Genomic DNA, 18,967 nt, shown 5'->3' with positions numbered 1-18,967 from the left:
CGGAGCTTTTTTTAAAACTCACCGTTAACCTTTTACTGCTCCGGCCGCCATACCTTCCACGATCCGGTCGCTAAGGAACATATAGGCTATGAGGATGGGCAGAATGCTGATCATCAGCGTAGCGCCGATGGCTCCCCAATCTGTCGTGTATTGTCCAATAAAGTTCTGCACGCCTACCGTAAGCGTCTTGTAATGATCTGAACTGATAAAGGTGTTGACGAAGATGAACTCATTCCAGTTATAGATCATGTTAATAATGCCTGTCGTTGCAATAACCGAGCTTGTCATTGGCAGCACAATGCGGAAGAACATGCGGTTCACGCTGCAGCCGTCAATGATAGCAGCCTCTTCCACTTCCTTAGGCAGCGCATAATAGAAGCCTAACAGGATCATGATGGTGATCGGCATATTAAATGCAACATAGGAGAGCACCAGTGACAGCGGATGGTCGGTCAGACCCACCTTGTTGAACATGCTGAACAATGGAATGAGCGTAGAGTGAACGGGAATCATCATGGCAACCATGAACAGACCGAGCACTAGAGAGCTGCCTTTCCATTTCATCCGTGTAATGGCGAAGGTCACAAGGCTTCCAAGCACGACCGTGATGACCGTTGCCGCGACCGTTATCCAGACACTGTTGAAGAAATAGACATCGATATTACCTGAATTCCAGACCTTTGCGTAGTTCTCCCACTTCGGATTCTGCGGGAGGGATAGGGGAGGCAGGTTGAAGACCTCCTGATTATTTTTAAGCGAGAAGAGCAGCAGCCATAGCAGCGGGAACAGCTGAAATGCGGCCACGCCGATGAGAATAATGTACAGCAGCGCATAGCCGATTTTTCTCAGTATGCTGGACCCGGACTTTACGGTACCGCCGATCTGAGCAGATGTGTGCATCATGAAGGTTACCTCCTTATGAGTATTGAATCGTATCTTTCGTCGCTGTCAGCTTACGAATGATCCAGGTCACGACAAGACAGATAATGAGCAGGAAGAAGCCGATGGCACTGCCGTAGCCGAAGTCGTAGGATTTGAACGCCTCACTGTACATATAGGAGGCCATAACTTCACTAGAACCATTGGGTCCGCCGCCTGTCATGACGTAGATCAAATCGAAATATTTAAGGGAACCGACTAGAGAAAGCACGATGGTAACCTTGATCACTTCCATAATGAGCGGAAGCTTGATTCTTAGTGCAATTTGAATTCCGGTAGCACCGTCAATTTTGGCCGCTTCTTCAAGTGAAGTAGGGATATTCTTCAGTGCAGAGTAGTAGATCAAGATATAAAAACCTGCATACTGCCACAGAATCGGGATGAAGAGCGCAATCAGTACAAGTGAAGGCTCTGCCAGCCATGCAGGAGGGTTATCAATGCCTATAGAGGTTAAGAAGCTGTTAATGACACCGTTTGTTGGATGGTACATCCGAAGCCATAGCTGTGCAATTGCAACCGATGACAGGAGCATTGGCACAAGATAAATTTTGCGGAATAGATTGGCTCCTTTGATGCGTCCCGCCACGACCATCGCCACAGCCAAGTAGACAAGGAGACTCAGGCCGGAGAATATCGCAAGCAGCAGGGAGTGCCAGGCACTATCCCAAAACGTTTTATCTTGAAGCAGATTAGCATAATTATCGAATCCAATAAATTTCATGGCACCAATGCCGTTCCACTCATGCAGACCATAATAGCCGGTCAAGATGATCGGAATATATACAAGCGTTAAGATCAGCAGCAGGGCTGGAAGCACGTATAGGGCAATGATTTTCTTGTTAGACATCACTTTGTCCATAGGAATCAAACTCCTTTCCGTTATATAACGAGCTGACCCGGTACAGGACCGGGCCAGTTCACCTGTTATGTGATTATTCTAAGCTGTGTTTGGTTAGTTTCCGGAAATGGCTTTGTCATGCTCTTCCGCGAATACTTCAGGAGTCACGGCCTTGCCGAACAATGCCTGGATTTGATTCAGATGCGTCTCTGCAGCAGATGCCTGCATCTGCACATCGGCATACAAGGTGATGCTGGTTGCTTTGTTCATTTCATTGAACAGGTCGATATACAGCTGAGGAAGCTCAAGTGATGCTGTATCAACCTTGGTTGCAGGAATTACGCCTGCACCGGTTACGGATTGCTCACCCCATTGGGATACAAAGTATTCGACGAATTTCTTCGCTTCATCCTTGACCTCTGAATTCTCCGACACGAAGAGTCCAACCCCAGGGCCGCCAACCCAGCTGTCCACATTTCCTTTACCGCCTTCGGCTTCAGGGAACTTGAAGAATCCTACGCTGTCGCGGAACTCCTGCGGAATTTCTTCATTCGTTGTAAAATTAGGAAGCTCCCATGTGCTCATGATGTACATGGCTGCATTGCCGTTCAGGAACTCTGATTTGGCTTCTTCATTAGACAGGCCGTTAAAGCCTTTAATAAATGCATTGCTGTCTACAAGGGACTGTACTTCTGCCGCCGCTTTTGTCAGGCCTTCGTCTGTGAAGGAGCCTTCTCCATTAATGGCGCTGGCGAGTGCTTCTTGTCCGCCAAAGCGTTCAGCAAGGAACATATAAATCAGTGACCCCGTCCAGCGGTCCTTATTCCCCAGTGCAATCGGAGCTACTCCATTTTCGGTAAGGGTCGAAATGATTGTCTTTAGTTCTTCATAGGTTTGCGGAGTCTCGAGTCCATACTGCTCAAAGATCGCTTTGTTATAGAACACAGGTGTAATATTAAACTCCAGTGGAAGTCCGTACGTCTTGCCGTCAATGTTGAAGGCTTCGGTCGTTCCTTCTACGAACTTGCCGTTCAGCTCGCCGTCAAGCAGATCATCAATAGGGGTAAACAATCCGCCTTCGACGTAAGGTGTCATGAAGCCTGCTGCCCAAGTAATGCCGACATCGGGTAATTCATTGGAAGCAGAGAGGACCTTAAGCTTATTCTTGTATTGTTCGTTATCGAGAACCTCTGTCTTGATGGTGATATCCGGGTTCTCTGTCTGGTAGTCTTCTATGATTTGATTTACGATCTTGTTCTGTCCGGCAGACACGCCTTCCGGCCACAAGTGCATGAAATTAATCGTTGTTTTATCTCCGCCATCTGTTCCTTCTGCACTACCGCCGGATTCACTGTTTCCACAGCCTGCAAGTGCGATAGCACAGCAGAGAGTCACAGCCATGAATGACCACTTCTTTTTTGTCTTAAACACGTTTACATCCCCTTTGCTTTATGATCTAAGTCGGTTATTGAAACCGCTTTATTTGTCTCTATGTTGAATTGTAGCAAAGCTTTTGTAAGCGCATAACGTAACAGGTTTTGGGTTAAATACCACTTTTATTGGATCTTTTCCTCTGAACCCTCCAGCATGTGCTGTCTGTATCTCCCGGGGCTTACATTTTCGGCGGTTCGGAACACTTTCACAAAATATTTGGGGGTCTGGTATCCAACCATCTCCGATATTTCATTGATAGAGTGCCTGGTATTTAGCAGCAGCTCCTTGGCCCGCTGAAGCCTCTTGCGTGTCAGATAATCACTGAATGTAAGCCCGGTCTGTTCCTTGAATAAGGCGCTCAGGTAGCTTGTGTTCATGTGGAGCACCTCCGATAGATCGCGTAAGGAGACAGATTCATGCAAATGCTGCTCCAGATAATCAATCGCTTCCTGGACAGGGAGGCTGTACTGGCGCTCTTCCTGCGTGGTAGCCATCAGTTTCGGATCGACGAGCTTCTTCATCTTCTTAATCTGGTTCTGATCCTCATAACGCTGAAGAGCAAGCTCTGCAGCAGAAACCAGCTTCTTCTTGTCAATCGGCTTGAGCAAATATTCCACCACACCATATTTCAGCGCTCGCTGTGCATAGTCGAATTCAGCATGACCTGAGATGACAATGACAACGGGTGGAACGGGGGAGTCATGAATCTGCTCAATCAGATCAAGTCCGCTGATCTCGGGCATGCGAATATCCGTAATGACGAGATGCGCGTTATTGATCTTAAGCCGCTCGAGGGCTTCCACCGCACTGGCCGAGGTCTCAATCTCATGCTGCCCGGAAGACCAGGATTCCAGTGTTTTGCGAATCCCTTCTCTCGTTCTGGGCTCATCATCCACGATAAGTATCTTTTTCATGATAAAAAGTACCTCCTGGTTCATTGGGTATCGTCATTGTAACAACCGTGCCTATGCCTAAATCGCTGGCAATGTGAAGTCCGCTTCCTTCCCGGTTGTAGCTGAGCTTTAGTCTCCTGTAGATGTTGGCAATGCCGATGCCCGTTCCCTTAGAGGAAGCGGAATGCCCCCCCTCCATAGCCGTGTACAGGGAGCGAAGCTTCGCTTCGCTCATGCCGGGGCCGCTGTCCTTGATCATGACATCGATATAACCCGCACGGTCGGAGGGAGCAACGAGAACTTCAATGCTTCCCGCACCGACTTGCTGTTCCAGTCCGTGAAGAATGGCATTCTCCACGAGCGGCTGGATCAGCAGCTTGGGGATCGGCACAGATCTCATGGATTCGTCACAAGTGATCCTCCAGGAGAGTCTGTCTCCCATGCGGATATCCATAATCGTTAGATAACGTTCTACATGGCTGAGCTCATCATCAATCGTTACCCACTCGTCATCATCGCCCCGGCTGATGACATACCGGAACAGACCGGACATCGCAATGACGACCTCGCCAAGCTCTTCTTCTCCTTTTTCATCGAGAGCCCAGTACAGTGCCTCCAGCGTGTTAAACAGGAAGTGTGGATTAATCTGCGATTGCAGCGCTTTGAGCTCCGTGCGGCTCTGCAGGATCTCCTTCTGATATACGACCTCAACAAGCTCATTCATTCGGTCCGCCATCTGATTGTATGTGTTGCTTAGCTCTTGAATTTCAAGCGTAGCGGAAGTGACCTTACTAGGTTTGAGCGTGCCGAACTTAGAGGTCCTCATCACCTTAATCATATTCAGAATGGGCTGTGTAATCATCGTCGACAGGAAGAAGGAGAGGATGACGAACAGCAAAGCCCCGCCGATCACGGAAACTATCATAACGGTGAGTAGCAGGCTGATCCCCTCTGCCTGATAATCGGCAGGAGACAAGATGACGAGATTCCAGCCGGTCTTCTCGGATTGCCGCTCAACCGTGATATAAGGCTCACCATCCAGCTCTACAGAGGACTGCAGCTCCCGAAGATGGATATCAGGACTCACCCCTGGCATAGCTGCGAGGGAGATCGGCTTCCCTTCATGATCAAACAAATTCAGGAATTCAAGCTTCCCGGAGTCATTGTCTGTGAGCTGGAAGAAGCTCTTATCAATACGAACAACGACATATCCTGCCGCCTGGTAGGATTGATTAATAATTCGTATATTTCGAATGGCAACAACGCTGGCCGGATCTCTGGCATCAATGCCAAACCACACAAGCCGGCCTTCAGCCTCATCCGTCCTCGTAATCCATCCCGCAGGCACACGATCATCAAGCTCCGCATCATCAAGCGGAAGCATTCTGCGATAATCGGCAGTATATATTTCAATAGAACGAATCGATGTGGCATACGCCTCAAGCTTGCGAACCTCCTCCTGCAGCTGCTGCCGCTGTGAGAAGCTGATGTGCTGCCCTGCGGCCTCAAGTGCCAGATCACGCTGAACAGTGGCATCGGTTGCCACCTGGGATGTCCAGTTCTCAATCTGATTCAGAAGGACATCCAGCTTGCCGGATGCCTGAACAGCGGTCTGCTGAATATGGCTCTCTGCGTTGCTGCGGAGGAGTACAGATATTTGGTTGTATACGATAAGTGCGATGGAGCCGAGAACGAGCAGCATAACGATCAAAGAACCTATAAATATTTGGCTGCGAAGTGTATTAAAGTAACGGGAGCCCAGCATATAATCCACGTTTCCTTTCATTTTTTGAAAGTGCTTACATTTTTGAAGGCGACAAAATGGAATAAGATCAGACGGAAGTGAGCGGAGCATGTGTTACGGTCCATTCCTTCAGCTGTTTCTTGTGCCAATATGCTGCATGCTCTCAAATTTTAATTCTTTCCTGCGTTTACGACAATAGTTCAAATAATGGCTGCATGAAAAGGGGAATTACGAGAACGAAATGGACAAAGAGATGTAGAAGATCATTTCAGCATGAAGCTGAAAAAACCCCTGAATCCTCAGGGGCAGGCTGATATGTAAGATGCATGACTTGTTTCTACTTGGGTCTCAAATGCCATAGAAGCGTTTGGTATTGTTATAAAATAAATCAAATGCTGCCTGCAGCTTCATTCCTGTAACATCACACCAAGCGCGGATTACGTCCTTGACCATGCGGGGATGTGTTTTATGCGCAGCAAAAGGGCCTTCAAAAGGCCATGGGCCGTCAGTCTCTGCCATAATCTGTTCGTGAGGATAGATGCTGGCAAGATCCTGAATTTCTTTTTCATATACGATGTCTGGTGTAAAAGAGATGAAATATCCGTTCTTCGCCATGCGCATGACTGTGTGCTCTGCACCCTTGAACCAGTGGAAATGCGCTTTGGCATAGCGATGAGACTCCAAGAGCTCGACGGCAATGTCTGCATCCTCATAAACTGCATGCAGAATGATCGGCTTATCGTGCTTCTTGGCGAACCCGATGAACTTGTCCAGCATATCGATGTAAGGCTGCATCTCCAGAGACTTACCATCGGCTTCGGCTTCCAATCTCGTGTAGTAGGGCAGGCCGACTTCACCTACGGCGATCATGTGGTTCAGATGCTCTTCCATCCACTCAAATAATGCTGTTAGCTCCGACTCAGAAGGGACGGGCTGCTCAGGATGATATCCATACGCAGGATAGATCACTGAAGGAGAGGAGGCCGCTAATTTCTCCGTTCTCTGGCAGGAGACAAGATGGGTGGATACAGCAATTACAGCCTCCACTTGATGCTGTGCGAACGACAGACGCAAGGGCTGCTTCTCGTCTTCATACTGGTCCAGGTGAATATGCGAGTCAATGACAGGCGCTAAATCCTCTTCAGACTGCTGCATTACTTTATCACCTCCTAGCTTGATTTACTTCGTGTTCGGATAAGAGCCGGCAGTCACCGGCTGTTTACGTCTTTCCTCCCGCATCCATTCAGATATTTCACGCTTCAAGCGGAGGAATTGGGGGTCCTCTGTCAACGCTTCCTGTCTTGGACGGACGAATGGAACCTTCACCTCATGGAGTACGTTTGCCGGGCGATTTGAAAATACATAGATCCGATCTGAGAGCAGAAGCGCTTCTTCAATATTATGCGTAATGAATAGCACCGAACGCTTCGATTGCTCCCATATTCCGAGCAGCCACTCCTGCATCTCGCTTCTCGTCAGTGCATCCAGCGCACTGAACGGCTCATCGAGCAGCATAAGCTCCTGTGGACTTAAAAGCGCGCGTAAAAAGGCAGCCCGCTGCTGCATTCCACCTGACAGCTTGTGCGGATACATATCTTCAAAGCCGCTCAGACCAGCCTTAGTAATCCATTGCTGCGTGGTAATGTCGTCATCTGCTCCTTGTCTGCTGCGGAATTTAGCAGGGGCAACCTCGCTGCCGAGCTTGATGTTATCCGCGATGGTCCGCCATGGGAGCAGGGCTGGCTGCTGTGGCATATAGCTGATATTGCCACGAGTTCCTGTTACCACTTCTCCATCCAGGCGTATTGTTCCTGCATCGGGCTGTAGAAGTCCGCCAATGATTTGAAATAAAGAGCTCTTTCCACTGCCCGAGGGTCCGATAATCGAGACGAATTCACCCTGGCCGACCGTAAGTGATATGTGATCAAGGACATGAAGCTGCTGCTTTCTCTGACGAAATGATAAGCGGATGTCTGACACTTCTAATAAAGGATGCATTAGGATATCCTCCTTTCGTAATTGGATCAAGATTCATCGACTCAAACCGTCTTATGAACCCGATTTTCTATGATCATCTGTCTTATAGCGGACGAGTGCTCTCTCCAGCATAGCGATGATGGCGAAGAGGAGCAGGCTCAAGAGAACGATGATAGCCATGGCGACGAATACCCGATCTGTCCGATAGGCCGATTTTTGCAGCATCATATAATAGCCGATGCCCTTGTCTGTCCCGATCCATTCGGCGATGACTGCACCCATGACGCTGTAGGTGGCTGCGATCTTGAGACCTGAGAAGATGGACGGGAGCGCGTGAGGCACTTCCAGCTTGCGGAAGATTTGCCCCTTGCTGGCCCCGGCCATTCTCATGTAGCTCAGCATCGCGCGGTCCGTTTGCATCAGTCCGTCCATAGCAGATACTGCGATCGGAAAGAAGCAGACCAGTGTAATAACGATGATCTTGGGCAGCAGACCGAATCCGAACCAGATCATCAGAAGCGGTGCGAGTGCAATCGTAGGTATATTCTGGCTAAGAATGAGCAATGGATACAGGGCCGTTTTCATAAATGGAACCAGATGCAGCACCATGGCTGTCAGAAGACCAATGGCAGCACCAATGCCGAAGCCGAGCAGGGTGAGCTGTACAGTCGCCCAAGTATGTTCAGTAAGACTTGCAGCCTGTGCAGCTGCTTCACGGGTAATATCAACAGGACTTGGCAGAATCCACTTCTCAATGTGAAAAAGCGGCACGGCTATTTGCCATACCGCCAAAAAGAGAATGACCGCCGCGACAGGCGGCAGCACACTTCTTACAACACGCTTCATGATGGATACTTCTCCGTTAGTCCTTCCATGCTGATTCCGCTTGGGTAATGGGCAATCTTGATTTGTGAAATAATGCTCGGGCTGCCAGCCTCAACGAGTACCTCATGAACTCTCTGCACAATTTGGAGCAGCTCAGGAAGCTCGCCCTCCAGCGTCGTTTCAAGGGGATGGACCTGATATTTCACCCCGGATTGCTGTATCACTTCAATGGCACGGTCTACATAAGGGATCGAATCTTCTCCATTCGGTGTCTTCGGAATGACTTGAATACTTAGCAATGTTTGAGCCATATGGGTCACCAACGCTTTCTTCAGTAATTATTGTTGTGGCAGAAATTCATTCGTAAAAGCTTTCTCGACATCCAGTGGCTGGTCCAGCAGCTCGTGCTCAACCATCCAGTCGGAATAGTTCTGCCATACCTCTGCTTTTTGCTCGCCCCAGCGAGCGGCATCATCCTGATATTTCGGACTGAGCCATTTCTGACTCTCAAGCACAAGCTCTTTATCGAGGTCAGGCACGGCCTCGCTGAGTATCGCCGCGGCTTCCTCCGGATGATCAATTGTATATTCATAGCCTTTGGTCGTTGCGCGCATGAAGGCTTTGACCAGCTCCGGATCCTCGTCAATGGTTGCCTCATTCGTAATAAGTACAGGTGTATAGTAATCCAGCTTCTCGGAATAGTCTTTAACGTAGAACATATCGATCGGTTCCCCGCGAAGCTCGGCTTCAATACCCGTCCAGGCGTAGAAGATCCAGGCAAAATCGATGTCTCGCTTCGTTGCGGTGAAGAAATCTGCATCCCCCATGTTTATATTGTTCACTTTGCTTACATCCGCACCTTCGAGACCCATAATTGTATCAAGAACCGCTGAGTCAATTGGGTTGCCCCATCCTCCATAGGTTTTACCCTCGAAGTCCTTCGGAGATTCAATATTACGGTCAGCAGGAGCTGCAAAGCCGGAAGTATTATGCTGAATGACAGCAGCAATGGATACGATCGGCACGCCTTGTGTCCGTGCTTGGGTGACCCCTTCCTGATAGCTTACGCCAAAAGGCACCTCTCCGGAAGCGACCATCGTATCTGCACCGGCCTGGCCGGGCTGAATAATCTCGACATTCAGACCTTCTTCCTCGTAGAAGCCTTGACTTACTGCAGCATATAAGCCGGTATGATTCGTATTTGGCGTCCAGTCCAGGACGACCTTGATGTCGCGGAGGCTATCGCTCGCTGCCGGCTCCTCCGCGCCTGCACCAGATTCCTCATTCGATGTGCCGCTATTGCCGCAGGCAGTGATGATCATCATGAGTACCGCCAGCAACAACATTCCTAACTTTTTGTACACGTTTCTCTCTCCTTTTCAATTACCCCTATTCTTGACGAAATTTCCATAATAACTCCTATAATTTCAATTGAGGCTTCCTTGACAGCCATACTGATAAGGGAGATCGGATAGAGTGCAATGGCATTCTTGCGACCATAATAAAAAAAGCGTCCCGGATAAGGGACGCATGCAGACGTAAGGGCTAAGGGCTGTCAGTAAAATAGAACAGCACACTCGAATTCTCTCCATTCCTACGCTGGCATTACCCAGATCAGGTTTAAAGGGTACGTATCTAACACGCTTTCACGGATACTATCTCAGCCGGCTAACCCAGCACCCCTTGAGGTTGAATATGAAGTTTAGGACATTTCAGAAGCTAATTATAGCCCTCCTTGGCTGGAAAGTACAGCATAATCAAGAATAAAATCATTGTCATATGGAAATGTCTAAATTATAATACCTTTAATTGAAAACGTGAAAAAATGCCTGTGAAGAGCATCCAACTCGGAGGTATTCTCGCCAAGGGAAGGCGCTAGCCTTCCCCTAAGTTAATCGGCACCGCCCGTTATCGCGGAACCAAAGTGATTGAAGTGGAACCTAATGCTGACCGCATGAGGTCTGCTTCAATAAATTGGGTGGCACCGCGAGCATAGAGCGCTCCTCGTCCCAACGGATGAGGGCGCTCTATGTTTTTTTTAGCTTGACCAAATTAACTTAGGGGTGACGACAATGCTGGATATGAAATGGATAAGGGACCATGCTGTACAGGTTCAGGAAGCAGCGGATTGGAAGAAGATAGATGTATCTATAGACGAGCTGCTGACGTGTGATGATGTACGTCGAGAGCTGATTACGGAAGTGGAGAAGCTCCGGCAACAGCGAAATATGGATTCGGAGAGAATAGGACAGCTGATGAGAGAGGGGAATCGGGAGGAGGCAGCAGCGGCCCGTGAAGAAGTGCGGCAGTTGAATGGGCAGATTGAAAAAGCAGAAGCAAGGCTAGCCGAAGTGACGGAACGTTATAATGCGCTGCGGCTGCTCGTCCCGAATATGGTATCTCCTGACACGCCTAGAGGACAGAGCGATAAGGATAATGTCATTGTAAGACAGGTCGGAGAGGTCAGTGATCCTCTGTTCCCGATCAAGGACCATATGGAACTTGGAGAGCTCCATGAGCTCATTGATGCTCCACGTGGCGTCAAGGTTGGCGGCTCGCGCAGCTACTATTTAAAGGGAGACGGCGTTCTGCTGCATCGCGCCGTTCAGCAGCTTGCGCTGGATATCGTGATGAAGCACGGCTTCGTGCCGATGGAGGTGCCGATCATGGTCCGGGAGGAGGCGCTGGAGAACACAGGATTTTTTCCAACTGGTCGTGATCAGACTTATGAGCTTGCAGGAGAGGACAAATTCCTGATCGGTACTTCAGAGGTTCCGCTCATCTCATATTATGCCGGGGAAGTCATTGAAGTGGCAGCACCCGTTCGGCTAGCGGCCGTATCGACAAGCTTTCGGAGTGAAGTAGGCTCTGCAGGACGTGATGTGCGCGGGCTCTATCGGGTGCACCAGTTTGCCAAAGTAGAGATGGTCGTACTAACAGAGGCTGATCCGGAGGTGTCGGAGCAGGTGCTCCAGGAAATAACGGGCTACGCAGAAGAGCTGCTTCAGGCGCTGGAGCTTCCATACCAGGTCGTGGCAGTGTGCACAGGCGATATGTCGCAAAAGACATATAAACAGTACGATATTGAAACCTGGATGCCTAGCCGGGGCAGCTATGGGGAGACGCATTCGTCGTCGAACCTGCATGATTTTCAGGCACGCCGCTCTAATATCCGCTATCGGGATAACGAAGGTCATCTGAGGTATTGCCATACATTGAACAACACGGCCGTGGCCTCGCCAAGAATCCTGATTCCACTTCTCGAGAATCACCAGCAGGAGGATGGCAGCATTTATATACCGAAGGCGCTCCGTCCTTACATGGGAAATCGAGAGAGACTCCTTCCTGTTCAATAGATTTTACTTATATAATCCATGGGTTCAACTTTCAGGAGCAGGGTACACTAATAATAGAGTGTATTTTTGAAAGGAGACCTGAAGTGCGATGAATAAAACAGATCTTGAACAACATATTATACAAGCTATCGAGGACAACCCATATTGCTCACTTGCAACGGTGGAAGGCGGTAAGCCGAAGGCAAGATATATGGCTGTCTATAATGACGGTCTGAGCATTTATATGGCGACCAACCGTTGTACCCACAAGGTTGAGGAGCTTGAAGATAATCCGAATGTCAGCCTGCTGCTTGGATACGAATCAGGTGGAACGAAGGATCTGCTGGAGATTGAAGGTACAGCAGAAGTGAGCCGTAATGGTGAACTCCGTAAGCAGCTGTGGAATAACAATATGGAAAAATGGTTCACAGGACCTGATGATCCCAATTACGTCATCCTGGATATCACGCCTAAACGGATTGAGTATACGGGCAAGGGTCAGGAATTGCAGGTATGGGAAGCGTAATTTGGTGGGGTGTATGATCAGCGATCATTAAGCAGCAGAGGACCATATGAGTATTGATGGAAGAGCAAGGGAGGCGGTACGGAGCTTCTCTTGCTTTTCTTTTTGTTTGATGATGACTCAGGATGGATAGGGGTACAGGGACAAAATACATAAATAACCGACATCGTGATGTCAAATTACATTACTTACTCATTGTAGGATAAAGTCATTTTTGTGTGTTTTTCATAAAAATAAGTATAAATATTGTGCACTGATCAAAAACTTCTCTCTTTAACACATCTAATTATTGGTATAAAATATCATTTAGCAGTTTATTTCTTCCAGTCGTCAGGCTTGATGACAGCAACTGTGGCAAGGGTAAAGAAGGACCTAATACAGGAGGGGTACATTTGAAGAAGAGGAATACATTATTGGCAGGGATGACAACGGCAGCCCTGTTGTTTCAGCTCTTTGCCATTCCAGGACAACCGGTCTCCGCAGAGGAAGCCGCGAAGGTTAAGCTTCGTATTCTCGAAACGACAGATATTCATGCCAACTTGATAGACTATGATTACTATACGGATAAAGCCATTGAGACCTATGGTCTGGCAAGAACGGCAACGCTGATCAAGCAAGCACGCGGTGAAGCGAAGAACAGCATGCTGTTTGACAATGGGGATCTCATTCAAGGCACGCCGCTGGGTGATTATGTAGCCAAGGTTAAGCCGCTGAAGGGGGACGAGGTCCATCCGGTATATAAAGCAATGAATCTGCTTGATTATGATGCGGCAACTCCTGGGAATCATGAGTTCAACTATGGACTGGAGTTTTTTGATCAGGTGCTAAAAGGGGCAGACTTCCCTTATGTGAATGCTAACATCTACAAGGATGACGGCGATAAGGATGAGAGCAATGATGTGAATTATTATAAACCGTATGAGATTATTGAGAAGAAAGTAACGGATGAGTCAGGTAAGGAGCACACGCTCAAGGTCGGGGTCATCGGTCTTGTTACTCCTCAAATTATGCAATGGGACAGCGCATACCTAACAGGCAAAGTCATCACCAAGGACATTGTCAAAACAGCTGAGAAGTTCATACCCGAGATTGAGGCGGCAGGGGCTGATCTGATCGTAGCTCTGGCACATACGGGCTATGATGAGAATCCACCAGCAGATATGGCGGAGAACGCTGTGCTTCCGCTAAGTGAGGTCGAAGGTATCGACGCGATTCTGTTCGGACATGCCCATAAGATATTCCCTAGTGCTGCTTTTGAAGGAATGAAGGGCGTTGATCTGGAGAAAGGCACGATTAATGGTGTCGCAGCCGTTGAGCCGGGAGCTTGGGGAGATAATCTTGGAGTCATTGATCTGGAGCTTACGCAGGTGAATGGAGAATGGGAGGTCGTCAATTCGGCAGCCGTATCCCGTCCAATCTACGATTCAGCCAATGCTAAATCGCTTGCAGCATTAGATGAAGAAATAGCGGCAGCGGTACAAGCGGAACACGAAGCAACTGTGGAATACGTGCGAGGTCCGGTAGGGGAAACGACCGCGCCGATCACGAGTTATTTTGCACTGGTACAGGATGATCCATCCATTCAAATCGTAACCAATGCACAGAAATGGTATGTTGAGAACAAGCTAAAAGGCACAGAGTATGAGGGAATTCCAGTTCTGTCCGCAGGGGCTCCATTTAAGGCAGGCGGACGCATGGGCCCGGACTATTATACAGATATTCCGGCAGGTACAATCGCAATTAAGAATGTCGCTGACCTATATGTATACCCTAATACCGTTCATGCAGTTGAGCTGACTGGAGCGGAAGTGAAGGAATGGCTGGAATGGTCCGCAGGACAGTTCAATACCATTGATCCATCTAAGAGTGGAGAGCAGGAACTCGTGAATGTTGACTTCCCGACATACAATTATGATGTCATTGATGGTGTAACCTACGAGATTGATGTGACGGAGCCAGCGAAATATGACAGCAAAGGCAACGTCGTGAGTGCCTCTTCAAACCGGATCAAGAACCTGAAATACGAAGGCAAAGCAATCGATCCTGAGCAAAAATTTATTGTAGCGACAAATAACTATCGTGCAGGCTCCAGCAAGTTGGCAAATCCGGACGGCAAGCGTATTATTATGGCTGCTCCAGATGAGAGCCGTCAAGTCATTATTGACTATATTGCACAGAACAAGACGATTAACCCGTCTGCTGATGGAAACTGGTCATTCGCCAAGGTATCCGGTACGCCGGAAATTATCTTCAATACCTCTCCTGCAGCCAGCAGCATAGTTACTGCCGATGCGAAGTTAAGCGGGGCAATGACTTATCTTGGTGACAATAAGGATGGCTTCGGCAAGTATTCCCTAGATTTATCCGGCGGTACAGACACGGCCGCTCCAGAAGCTCAAGAGCCGGAAGCGGAAGAGACGCCGGCGAAACCAAAACCGACAACTCCAGCACCGAAGCCGGAGCCTAAGCCTGTGAAACCGGAAGCGGGCAAGGAACGGGTGTATGTCATCAAGAAAGGGGACAACCTGTACCGAATTGGTCTGAAATATGGCGTTGATTGGAATGCAATCGCCAAGGCAAATAAAATAAGCAATGTGCATCAGCTGCAAATAGGTCAAAAAATTATTATTCCTGCATCGTAAGATGCAGAAATGAAACTAAGGAAACGTACCCGCAGGAGCCAGGAGCTGGCCAGCGGGTACGTTTTTTTGTGTGTGGGAGGATTTCTATTGAGGAAGAGCAGTGCTTGAACGTAGATGTGTTGATCTCTGTTCAGATGCGTCGATCGGCACACTTAGACATTGAACTAGACAATGGTGGTTACGTAGATGCCAAGCGGCGTGCTTGCACTGCCTGCCGTCATGTATTTGAAGCTGTAGGAGCTCTCACCCGGCGGAACCGTAATATCCGCGATCGGGCTGAGCTGGGTGTTGTTACGCAGCAGCGGAATTCCATAGGTCTTGCCATCAATCAGGGCAGCTCCAGCAAAGGCCCCGCCTCGAGGATTGACACGTATACGTACGGACGCTTCACTGTCCGTCTCATTCAGAATGGGAATGGTCACCTGATAGACAGCACCAAATTGTCCGCGATTCGTCAGTGAGTTCGGCAATGTACTATTCTCGGCGGTAAACAGCAGGTCAGCGGGCGCTTCTCCCGTGAGCTTGGTTCCTGCACATGTGCGGTAGTTCGCACTTTGTCCTATCCGGTATACAGGGGTAACGGCATCTGTTTCAGAGAATGTCCAGCTGCCGCGAGGATGTGCTTGAGGCGCTGGGCGTGGAGGTACAGGCTCCGTCGTAATTTCACGCAGATCCTTGTCCAGCAGTTTGGATGCGACGGTACGAATCTCATAATCCTGACTTCCCTTTCCATCCGCATGCTCCACTGTGAACTCATAGATAAATCCCGCGAGTACATCCTCCTCTACAATAAATTCCTCGATGAGTGCAACCCCAGTTCCAAATTTGTGATGATCAACGGGCTTGATCCGGTCAAGTGTTCCGCCAAGGCAGGATTTAGCAATGCATTGCCCAACATCTATAATCCAGCTGACCGTAGACGGTCCGAGGATTAGATCTCTCTCAATATGACGTACTTCAATCCGTTCCTTGTCTTTATTCTCAATCGTAACACCCAGCTTAACGGGAGCACCCGTGCGATTGTAGTGCCATCCAAATATACGATGCTTCATGGAACGTTTTGATGTTTGGACAACATCATGCCACAGTGTTCCGAATTCGACCGGGAAGCTCTCGGCAGTCAGAGTTTCGGGGTTGTCACTCACCATTAAACGTCGTTCGTCTCCTCTTGAAGCCGAAGCGATATCGATGTTGATGTTCCCCGGTACAGTTAAAGTTTTTACAGGCAGATTGGTTTGTTTGCAGCTCATTATGTTCATCCTCCTACAATGTTTTTTTGTTGTTCCTTGAAACAATTTCATAGTACCTTTTGCAATGAGCTATGAATTTGTTTTCACTTATAAAGGAGATTTAACCGTTCTTTTTACAACCTATTACACAAAAAAAGTTTTAAAACATTTTTCTACATCGAGGATATGGCGAAAATTCAAGAAAGAACAGCCAAGCAGCTGTACACTCAAGCGGTAGGAGATTAGAACTCTATTTTTGGGACTTGGAAGAAAGAGGGGGATCGATTATAATGTGCATAAAAATAAGAACACATGTTCTTGTTTTTCTAAATCGAAAGGTGGTATGAATATGGTTCAGACCGTTCAGTATTATCAACAGGAGCTTAAACGTATCGCTTGGCGTCTTGGTTATCGGGCCCGCTCGGAGCGCCGCAGGGAGATACCTATCATGCTGGAGCATGTGCATTTGTATGCAAGCTCTCCTGAGCAGGAAGTCGACTCGAAGCTGTACGTTGAATATCTGCTGGGGCTGATTCCCTCCGAGACAGGCAAGCGAGTGGTCCGGTTGTTCTATATAGAAGGTCACAGTGAAGCAGAAATATCCAAACGAATGAATATAAGCCAGCAGGCGGTGAACAAATGGAAAAGAAAATCGATCCAGAGCATATCCCAGAGAATGAGTTCCTAAGGCTCGTGGCAGGAGTTAAGCAAGGAGATGAAGAGAGTATGGCCCGCATTATCGAGATGTTCGAAGAAGATATGCGGCTCTTAAGCCGGTATATTCCGATGCCCAAGGAGGATGCGCTGCAAAGTATGAAGCTCGAATTAATTGAGCTGATCAGAAACAGCACCCAGTATGAAGAGGAGCGTAACGAGAAGAAAGGCTCGGAAGAGAAGGAGTAGAGGAGGAAGTTTAGTCATTATGGTAGTTATTTGTTGCACGAATTACCCGCTGCCCGGGAGGACTGCGGGTACACTATTTTTTGTGCTACTATTAGTAAAATAGTGCAAATAATGTTGTTTGCTCATATGTCGCTATTTCAATATTAATAATAAGTTGTTAACCTTATGCAAACGTTTGAACCGAAGCCGATTCTTTGGGTAGGGCTTCATTTGTTTCGCAAATTTCAACACATCATTATGTGGTTCTCATCACATTGTGCATGGAGGATTGTCTAACCATTAATCGGTGTGGAATGATGTGGCGCTTGCAGAACAGCGACTTGTCATCTCCTTGAATCGCCTGGATGAGTGCCTGTGATGCCACATATCCAAGATGGTATATCCCGATGTCTACACTGCTCAGTGGAGGGCTGTACAGCTCCGAGACTGCATTATTGTTAAAGCTGACAATACATAAGTCCTCAGGAACCTTATAGCCTAATTCATTTAACCCGCGAAGAACACCGAAGCTCACCACATCATCAATGACGACAAGGGCGGTTGGGCGTTCGGGAAGCGTCATGAAAAATGACATGGCACGGTACCCGCTCTCCTGCAGGAAATCATCCTCGACAATCCATTCGGATTTGGTAGAGAGCCCCGCTTCATGCATGGCTTTCTTATAGCCCTTCATCCGGTCTTTGGATACAATGAGGTTCTTTGGACCGCTGACAAAGCCTATTCGTTCATGGCCGAAGGATATGAGATGACGGGTTGCATCATAGGCAGCCTGTACATTGTCCGTATCGACCGATAATACATCCTGATACTGTTCATTACGTCCCACAAGTACAAATGGGAAGTCCAGATTATGCAAATATTCTACAACGGGATCATTTTGCCTGGAGTGAAGCAGTACCGCACCGTCAATTCGTCCGCCATGGACCAGTCTTCCAACAGCTTCGACTTCCTCCTGCTCATTGGCTCCCGAGCTGATCACAATATCGTAGCCTGACTTGTTGGCCTGGGATACAATCCCACGAATAAGCTCCATAAAGAAGGTGTTAAGGAACAGCTCTTCTGCCGGTTTGGGTAAAATGACACCAATACTTTTGGTTGTTTTGGATACGAGGCTTTTTGCCATCATGTTCGGATGATAACCCAGCTCCGTCATGATCGTACGAACCTTACTGGCTGTCTTCTGGCTGATTCTCGGGTGCCCAGACAGGACACGGGATACCGTGGATGGTGATACCCCTGCCATCTTTGCCACGTCTTTGATCGTTACCGCCATTTATTTCACCTCCTCCATGGAAACGTTTGCGTTTTACCGATTATGTTAATCCATGAATTGCATGTTTGTAAATGAGATTTTTTTGCCCGCTGTGGAGATCATCATCAAAATTAAGTCGATTTAATACATACCACGTAATAAATCCTAGAAACTCACACCATATATTTACCCTTGATCAAGGCATAATAAAAATTTTTGGTATAAAATACCTAGGTTTTACAAGTATAAATAGTAATAAATCAAGTAAATAGAAGTATAGGAACGTATAATGAAGATAACAAGGTGAAAGTATGACTAAAATGAGTAAATTTGGCTGAAAACGATCTATGCAAACGTTTTAACAAATTTGAATTCTCGGTTATGATTAGCTTGCTGATAAAGCGCTTACTTAACCTGAAACTTATCAATAACC

Annotated in this window: 17 protein-coding genes and 1 riboswitch; of the genes, 5 read left to right on the top strand and 12 right to left on the bottom strand. The window is 47.9% G+C overall.

All coding sequences use genetic code 11. The features are described from left to right. Nucleotides 1–24 precede the first annotated feature (24 nt). From BK126_RS23020 to BK126_RS22975, 10 genes are all read right to left on the bottom strand, one after another. Entirely contained in the window at nucleotides 25–903 is an 879-nt protein-coding gene (locus BK126_RS23020) for a carbohydrate ABC transporter permease (RefSeq protein ID WP_076314869.1), read from the bottom strand. Nucleotides 904–916: 13 nt separating this feature from the next. Beyond that, nucleotides 917–1,798 (bottom strand): carbohydrate ABC transporter permease, encoded by an 882-nt coding sequence (locus tag BK126_RS23015; RefSeq protein ID WP_076314868.1) that lies wholly within the window; start codon nucleotides 1,796–1,798, stop codon nucleotides 917–919. Nucleotides 1,799–1,891: 93 nt separating this feature from the next. Continuing rightward, entirely contained in the window at nucleotides 1,892–3,178 is a 1,287-nt protein-coding gene (locus BK126_RS23010; protein WP_076314955.1) for an ABC transporter substrate-binding protein, read from the bottom strand. Nucleotides 3,179–3,333: 155 nt separating this feature from the next. Beyond that, complete coding sequence (locus BK126_RS23005; RefSeq protein ID WP_076314867.1) at nucleotides 3,334–4,125, bottom strand: response regulator transcription factor; 792 nt, start codon at nucleotides 4,123–4,125, stop codon at nucleotides 3,334–3,336. After that, nucleotides 4,100–5,890: a sensor histidine kinase gene (locus tag BK126_RS23000; RefSeq protein WP_256209807.1), complete on the bottom strand. Its 1,791-nt coding sequence runs from the start codon at nucleotides 5,888–5,890 to the stop codon at nucleotides 4,100–4,102. The genes BK126_RS23005 and BK126_RS23000 overlap by 26 nt, the downstream gene beginning before the upstream one ends. A gap of 306 nt (nucleotides 5,891–6,196) precedes the next feature. Further along, a complete protein-coding gene (locus BK126_RS22995) occupies nucleotides 6,197–7,003 on the bottom strand; it encodes a TatD family hydrolase (RefSeq protein WP_076314865.1) in 807 nt (268 codons plus the stop codon). 24 nt (nucleotides 7,004–7,027) lie between these two features. After that, complete coding sequence (locus BK126_RS22990; protein ID WP_076314864.1) at nucleotides 7,028–7,846, bottom strand: ABC transporter ATP-binding protein; 819 nt, start codon at nucleotides 7,844–7,846, stop codon at nucleotides 7,028–7,030. A gap of 51 nt (nucleotides 7,847–7,897) precedes the next feature. Continuing rightward, nucleotides 7,898–8,671, bottom strand: coding sequence for an ABC transporter permease (locus BK126_RS22985; protein WP_076314863.1), 774 nt, complete (start codon nucleotides 8,669–8,671; stop codon nucleotides 7,898–7,900). After that, on the bottom strand, nucleotides 8,668–8,961 hold the full coding sequence (locus BK126_RS22980) for a thiamine-binding protein (RefSeq protein WP_076314862.1): 294 nt from the start codon (nucleotides 8,959–8,961) through the stop codon (nucleotides 8,668–8,670). Before BK126_RS22980 ends, BK126_RS22985 begins: the two co-directional genes overlap by 4 nt. 27 nt (nucleotides 8,962–8,988) lie before the next feature. Beyond that, nucleotides 8,989–9,996, bottom strand: coding sequence for an ABC transporter substrate-binding protein (locus tag BK126_RS22975; RefSeq protein ID WP_076314954.1), 1,008 nt, complete (start codon nucleotides 9,994–9,996; stop codon nucleotides 8,989–8,991). Nucleotides 9,997–10,224: 228 nt separating this feature from the next. Continuing rightward, nucleotides 10,225–10,344, bottom strand: a riboswitch (TPP riboswitch). A 378-nt stretch (nucleotides 10,345–10,722) separates the two neighbouring features. Between BK126_RS22975 and serS the strand changes: the two genes are divergently transcribed. From serS to BK126_RS22960, 3 genes are all read left to right on the top strand, one after another. Continuing rightward, nucleotides 10,723–12,006 carry a serine--tRNA ligase gene (gene serS / locus BK126_RS22970; protein WP_076314861.1) on the top strand — a complete coding sequence of 428 codons (1,284 nt, stop codon included), beginning with the start codon at nucleotides 10,723–10,725 and terminating at the stop codon, nucleotides 12,004–12,006. Nucleotides 12,007–12,094: 88 nt separating this feature from the next. Further along, on the top strand, nucleotides 12,095–12,511 hold the full coding sequence (locus BK126_RS22965) for a pyridoxamine 5'-phosphate oxidase family protein (RefSeq protein WP_076314860.1): 417 nt from the start codon (nucleotides 12,095–12,097) through the stop codon (nucleotides 12,509–12,511). 389 nt (nucleotides 12,512–12,900) lie between these two features. After that, nucleotides 12,901–15,150, top strand: a complete 2,250-nt coding sequence (locus BK126_RS22960) for a bifunctional 2',3'-cyclic-nucleotide 2'-phosphodiesterase/3'-nucleotidase (protein WP_445321911.1) — start codon at nucleotides 12,901–12,903, stop codon at nucleotides 15,148–15,150. A 164-nt stretch (nucleotides 15,151–15,314) separates the two neighbouring features. Here BK126_RS22960 and BK126_RS22955 read toward each other — a convergent pair whose 3' ends face one another. Continuing rightward, the gene (locus BK126_RS22955; protein ID WP_305954051.1) at nucleotides 15,315–16,400 is read right to left on the bottom strand and encodes a hypothetical protein; all 1,086 of its coding nucleotides are present in this window, start codon (nucleotides 16,398–16,400) and stop codon (nucleotides 15,315–15,317) included. Between the two features lie 328 nt (nucleotides 16,401–16,728). On the opposite strand from BK126_RS22955, the gene BK126_RS22950 reads away from it, so the two are divergent. Both BK126_RS22950 and BK126_RS22945 read left to right on the top strand, forming a co-directional pair. Next, on the top strand, nucleotides 16,729–17,067 hold the full coding sequence (locus BK126_RS22950) for an RNA polymerase sigma factor (RefSeq protein WP_083656116.1): 339 nt from the start codon (nucleotides 16,729–16,731) through the stop codon (nucleotides 17,065–17,067). Beyond that, nucleotides 17,019–17,282, top strand: a complete 264-nt coding sequence (locus BK126_RS22945) for a hypothetical protein (RefSeq protein WP_076314857.1) — start codon at nucleotides 17,019–17,021, stop codon at nucleotides 17,280–17,282. The genes BK126_RS22950 and BK126_RS22945 overlap by 49 nt, the downstream gene beginning before the upstream one ends. Before the next feature lie 235 nt (nucleotides 17,283–17,517). Here BK126_RS22945 and BK126_RS22940 read toward each other — a convergent pair whose 3' ends face one another. Continuing rightward, nucleotides 17,518–18,555 (bottom strand): LacI family DNA-binding transcriptional regulator, encoded by a 1,038-nt coding sequence (locus BK126_RS22940; protein ID WP_076314856.1) that lies wholly within the window; start codon nucleotides 18,553–18,555, stop codon nucleotides 17,518–17,520. Nucleotides 18,556–18,967 lie beyond the last annotated feature (412 nt).

The organism is Paenibacillus sp. FSL H7-0326 (assembly GCF_001955535.1).
Taxonomy (GTDB): Bacteria; Bacillota; Bacilli; order Paenibacillales; family Paenibacillaceae; genus Paenibacillus; species Paenibacillus shunpengii.
The sequence above is the reverse complement of the archived record's forward strand: the minus strand, read 5'-3'. Positions and strand labels throughout refer to the sequence as shown.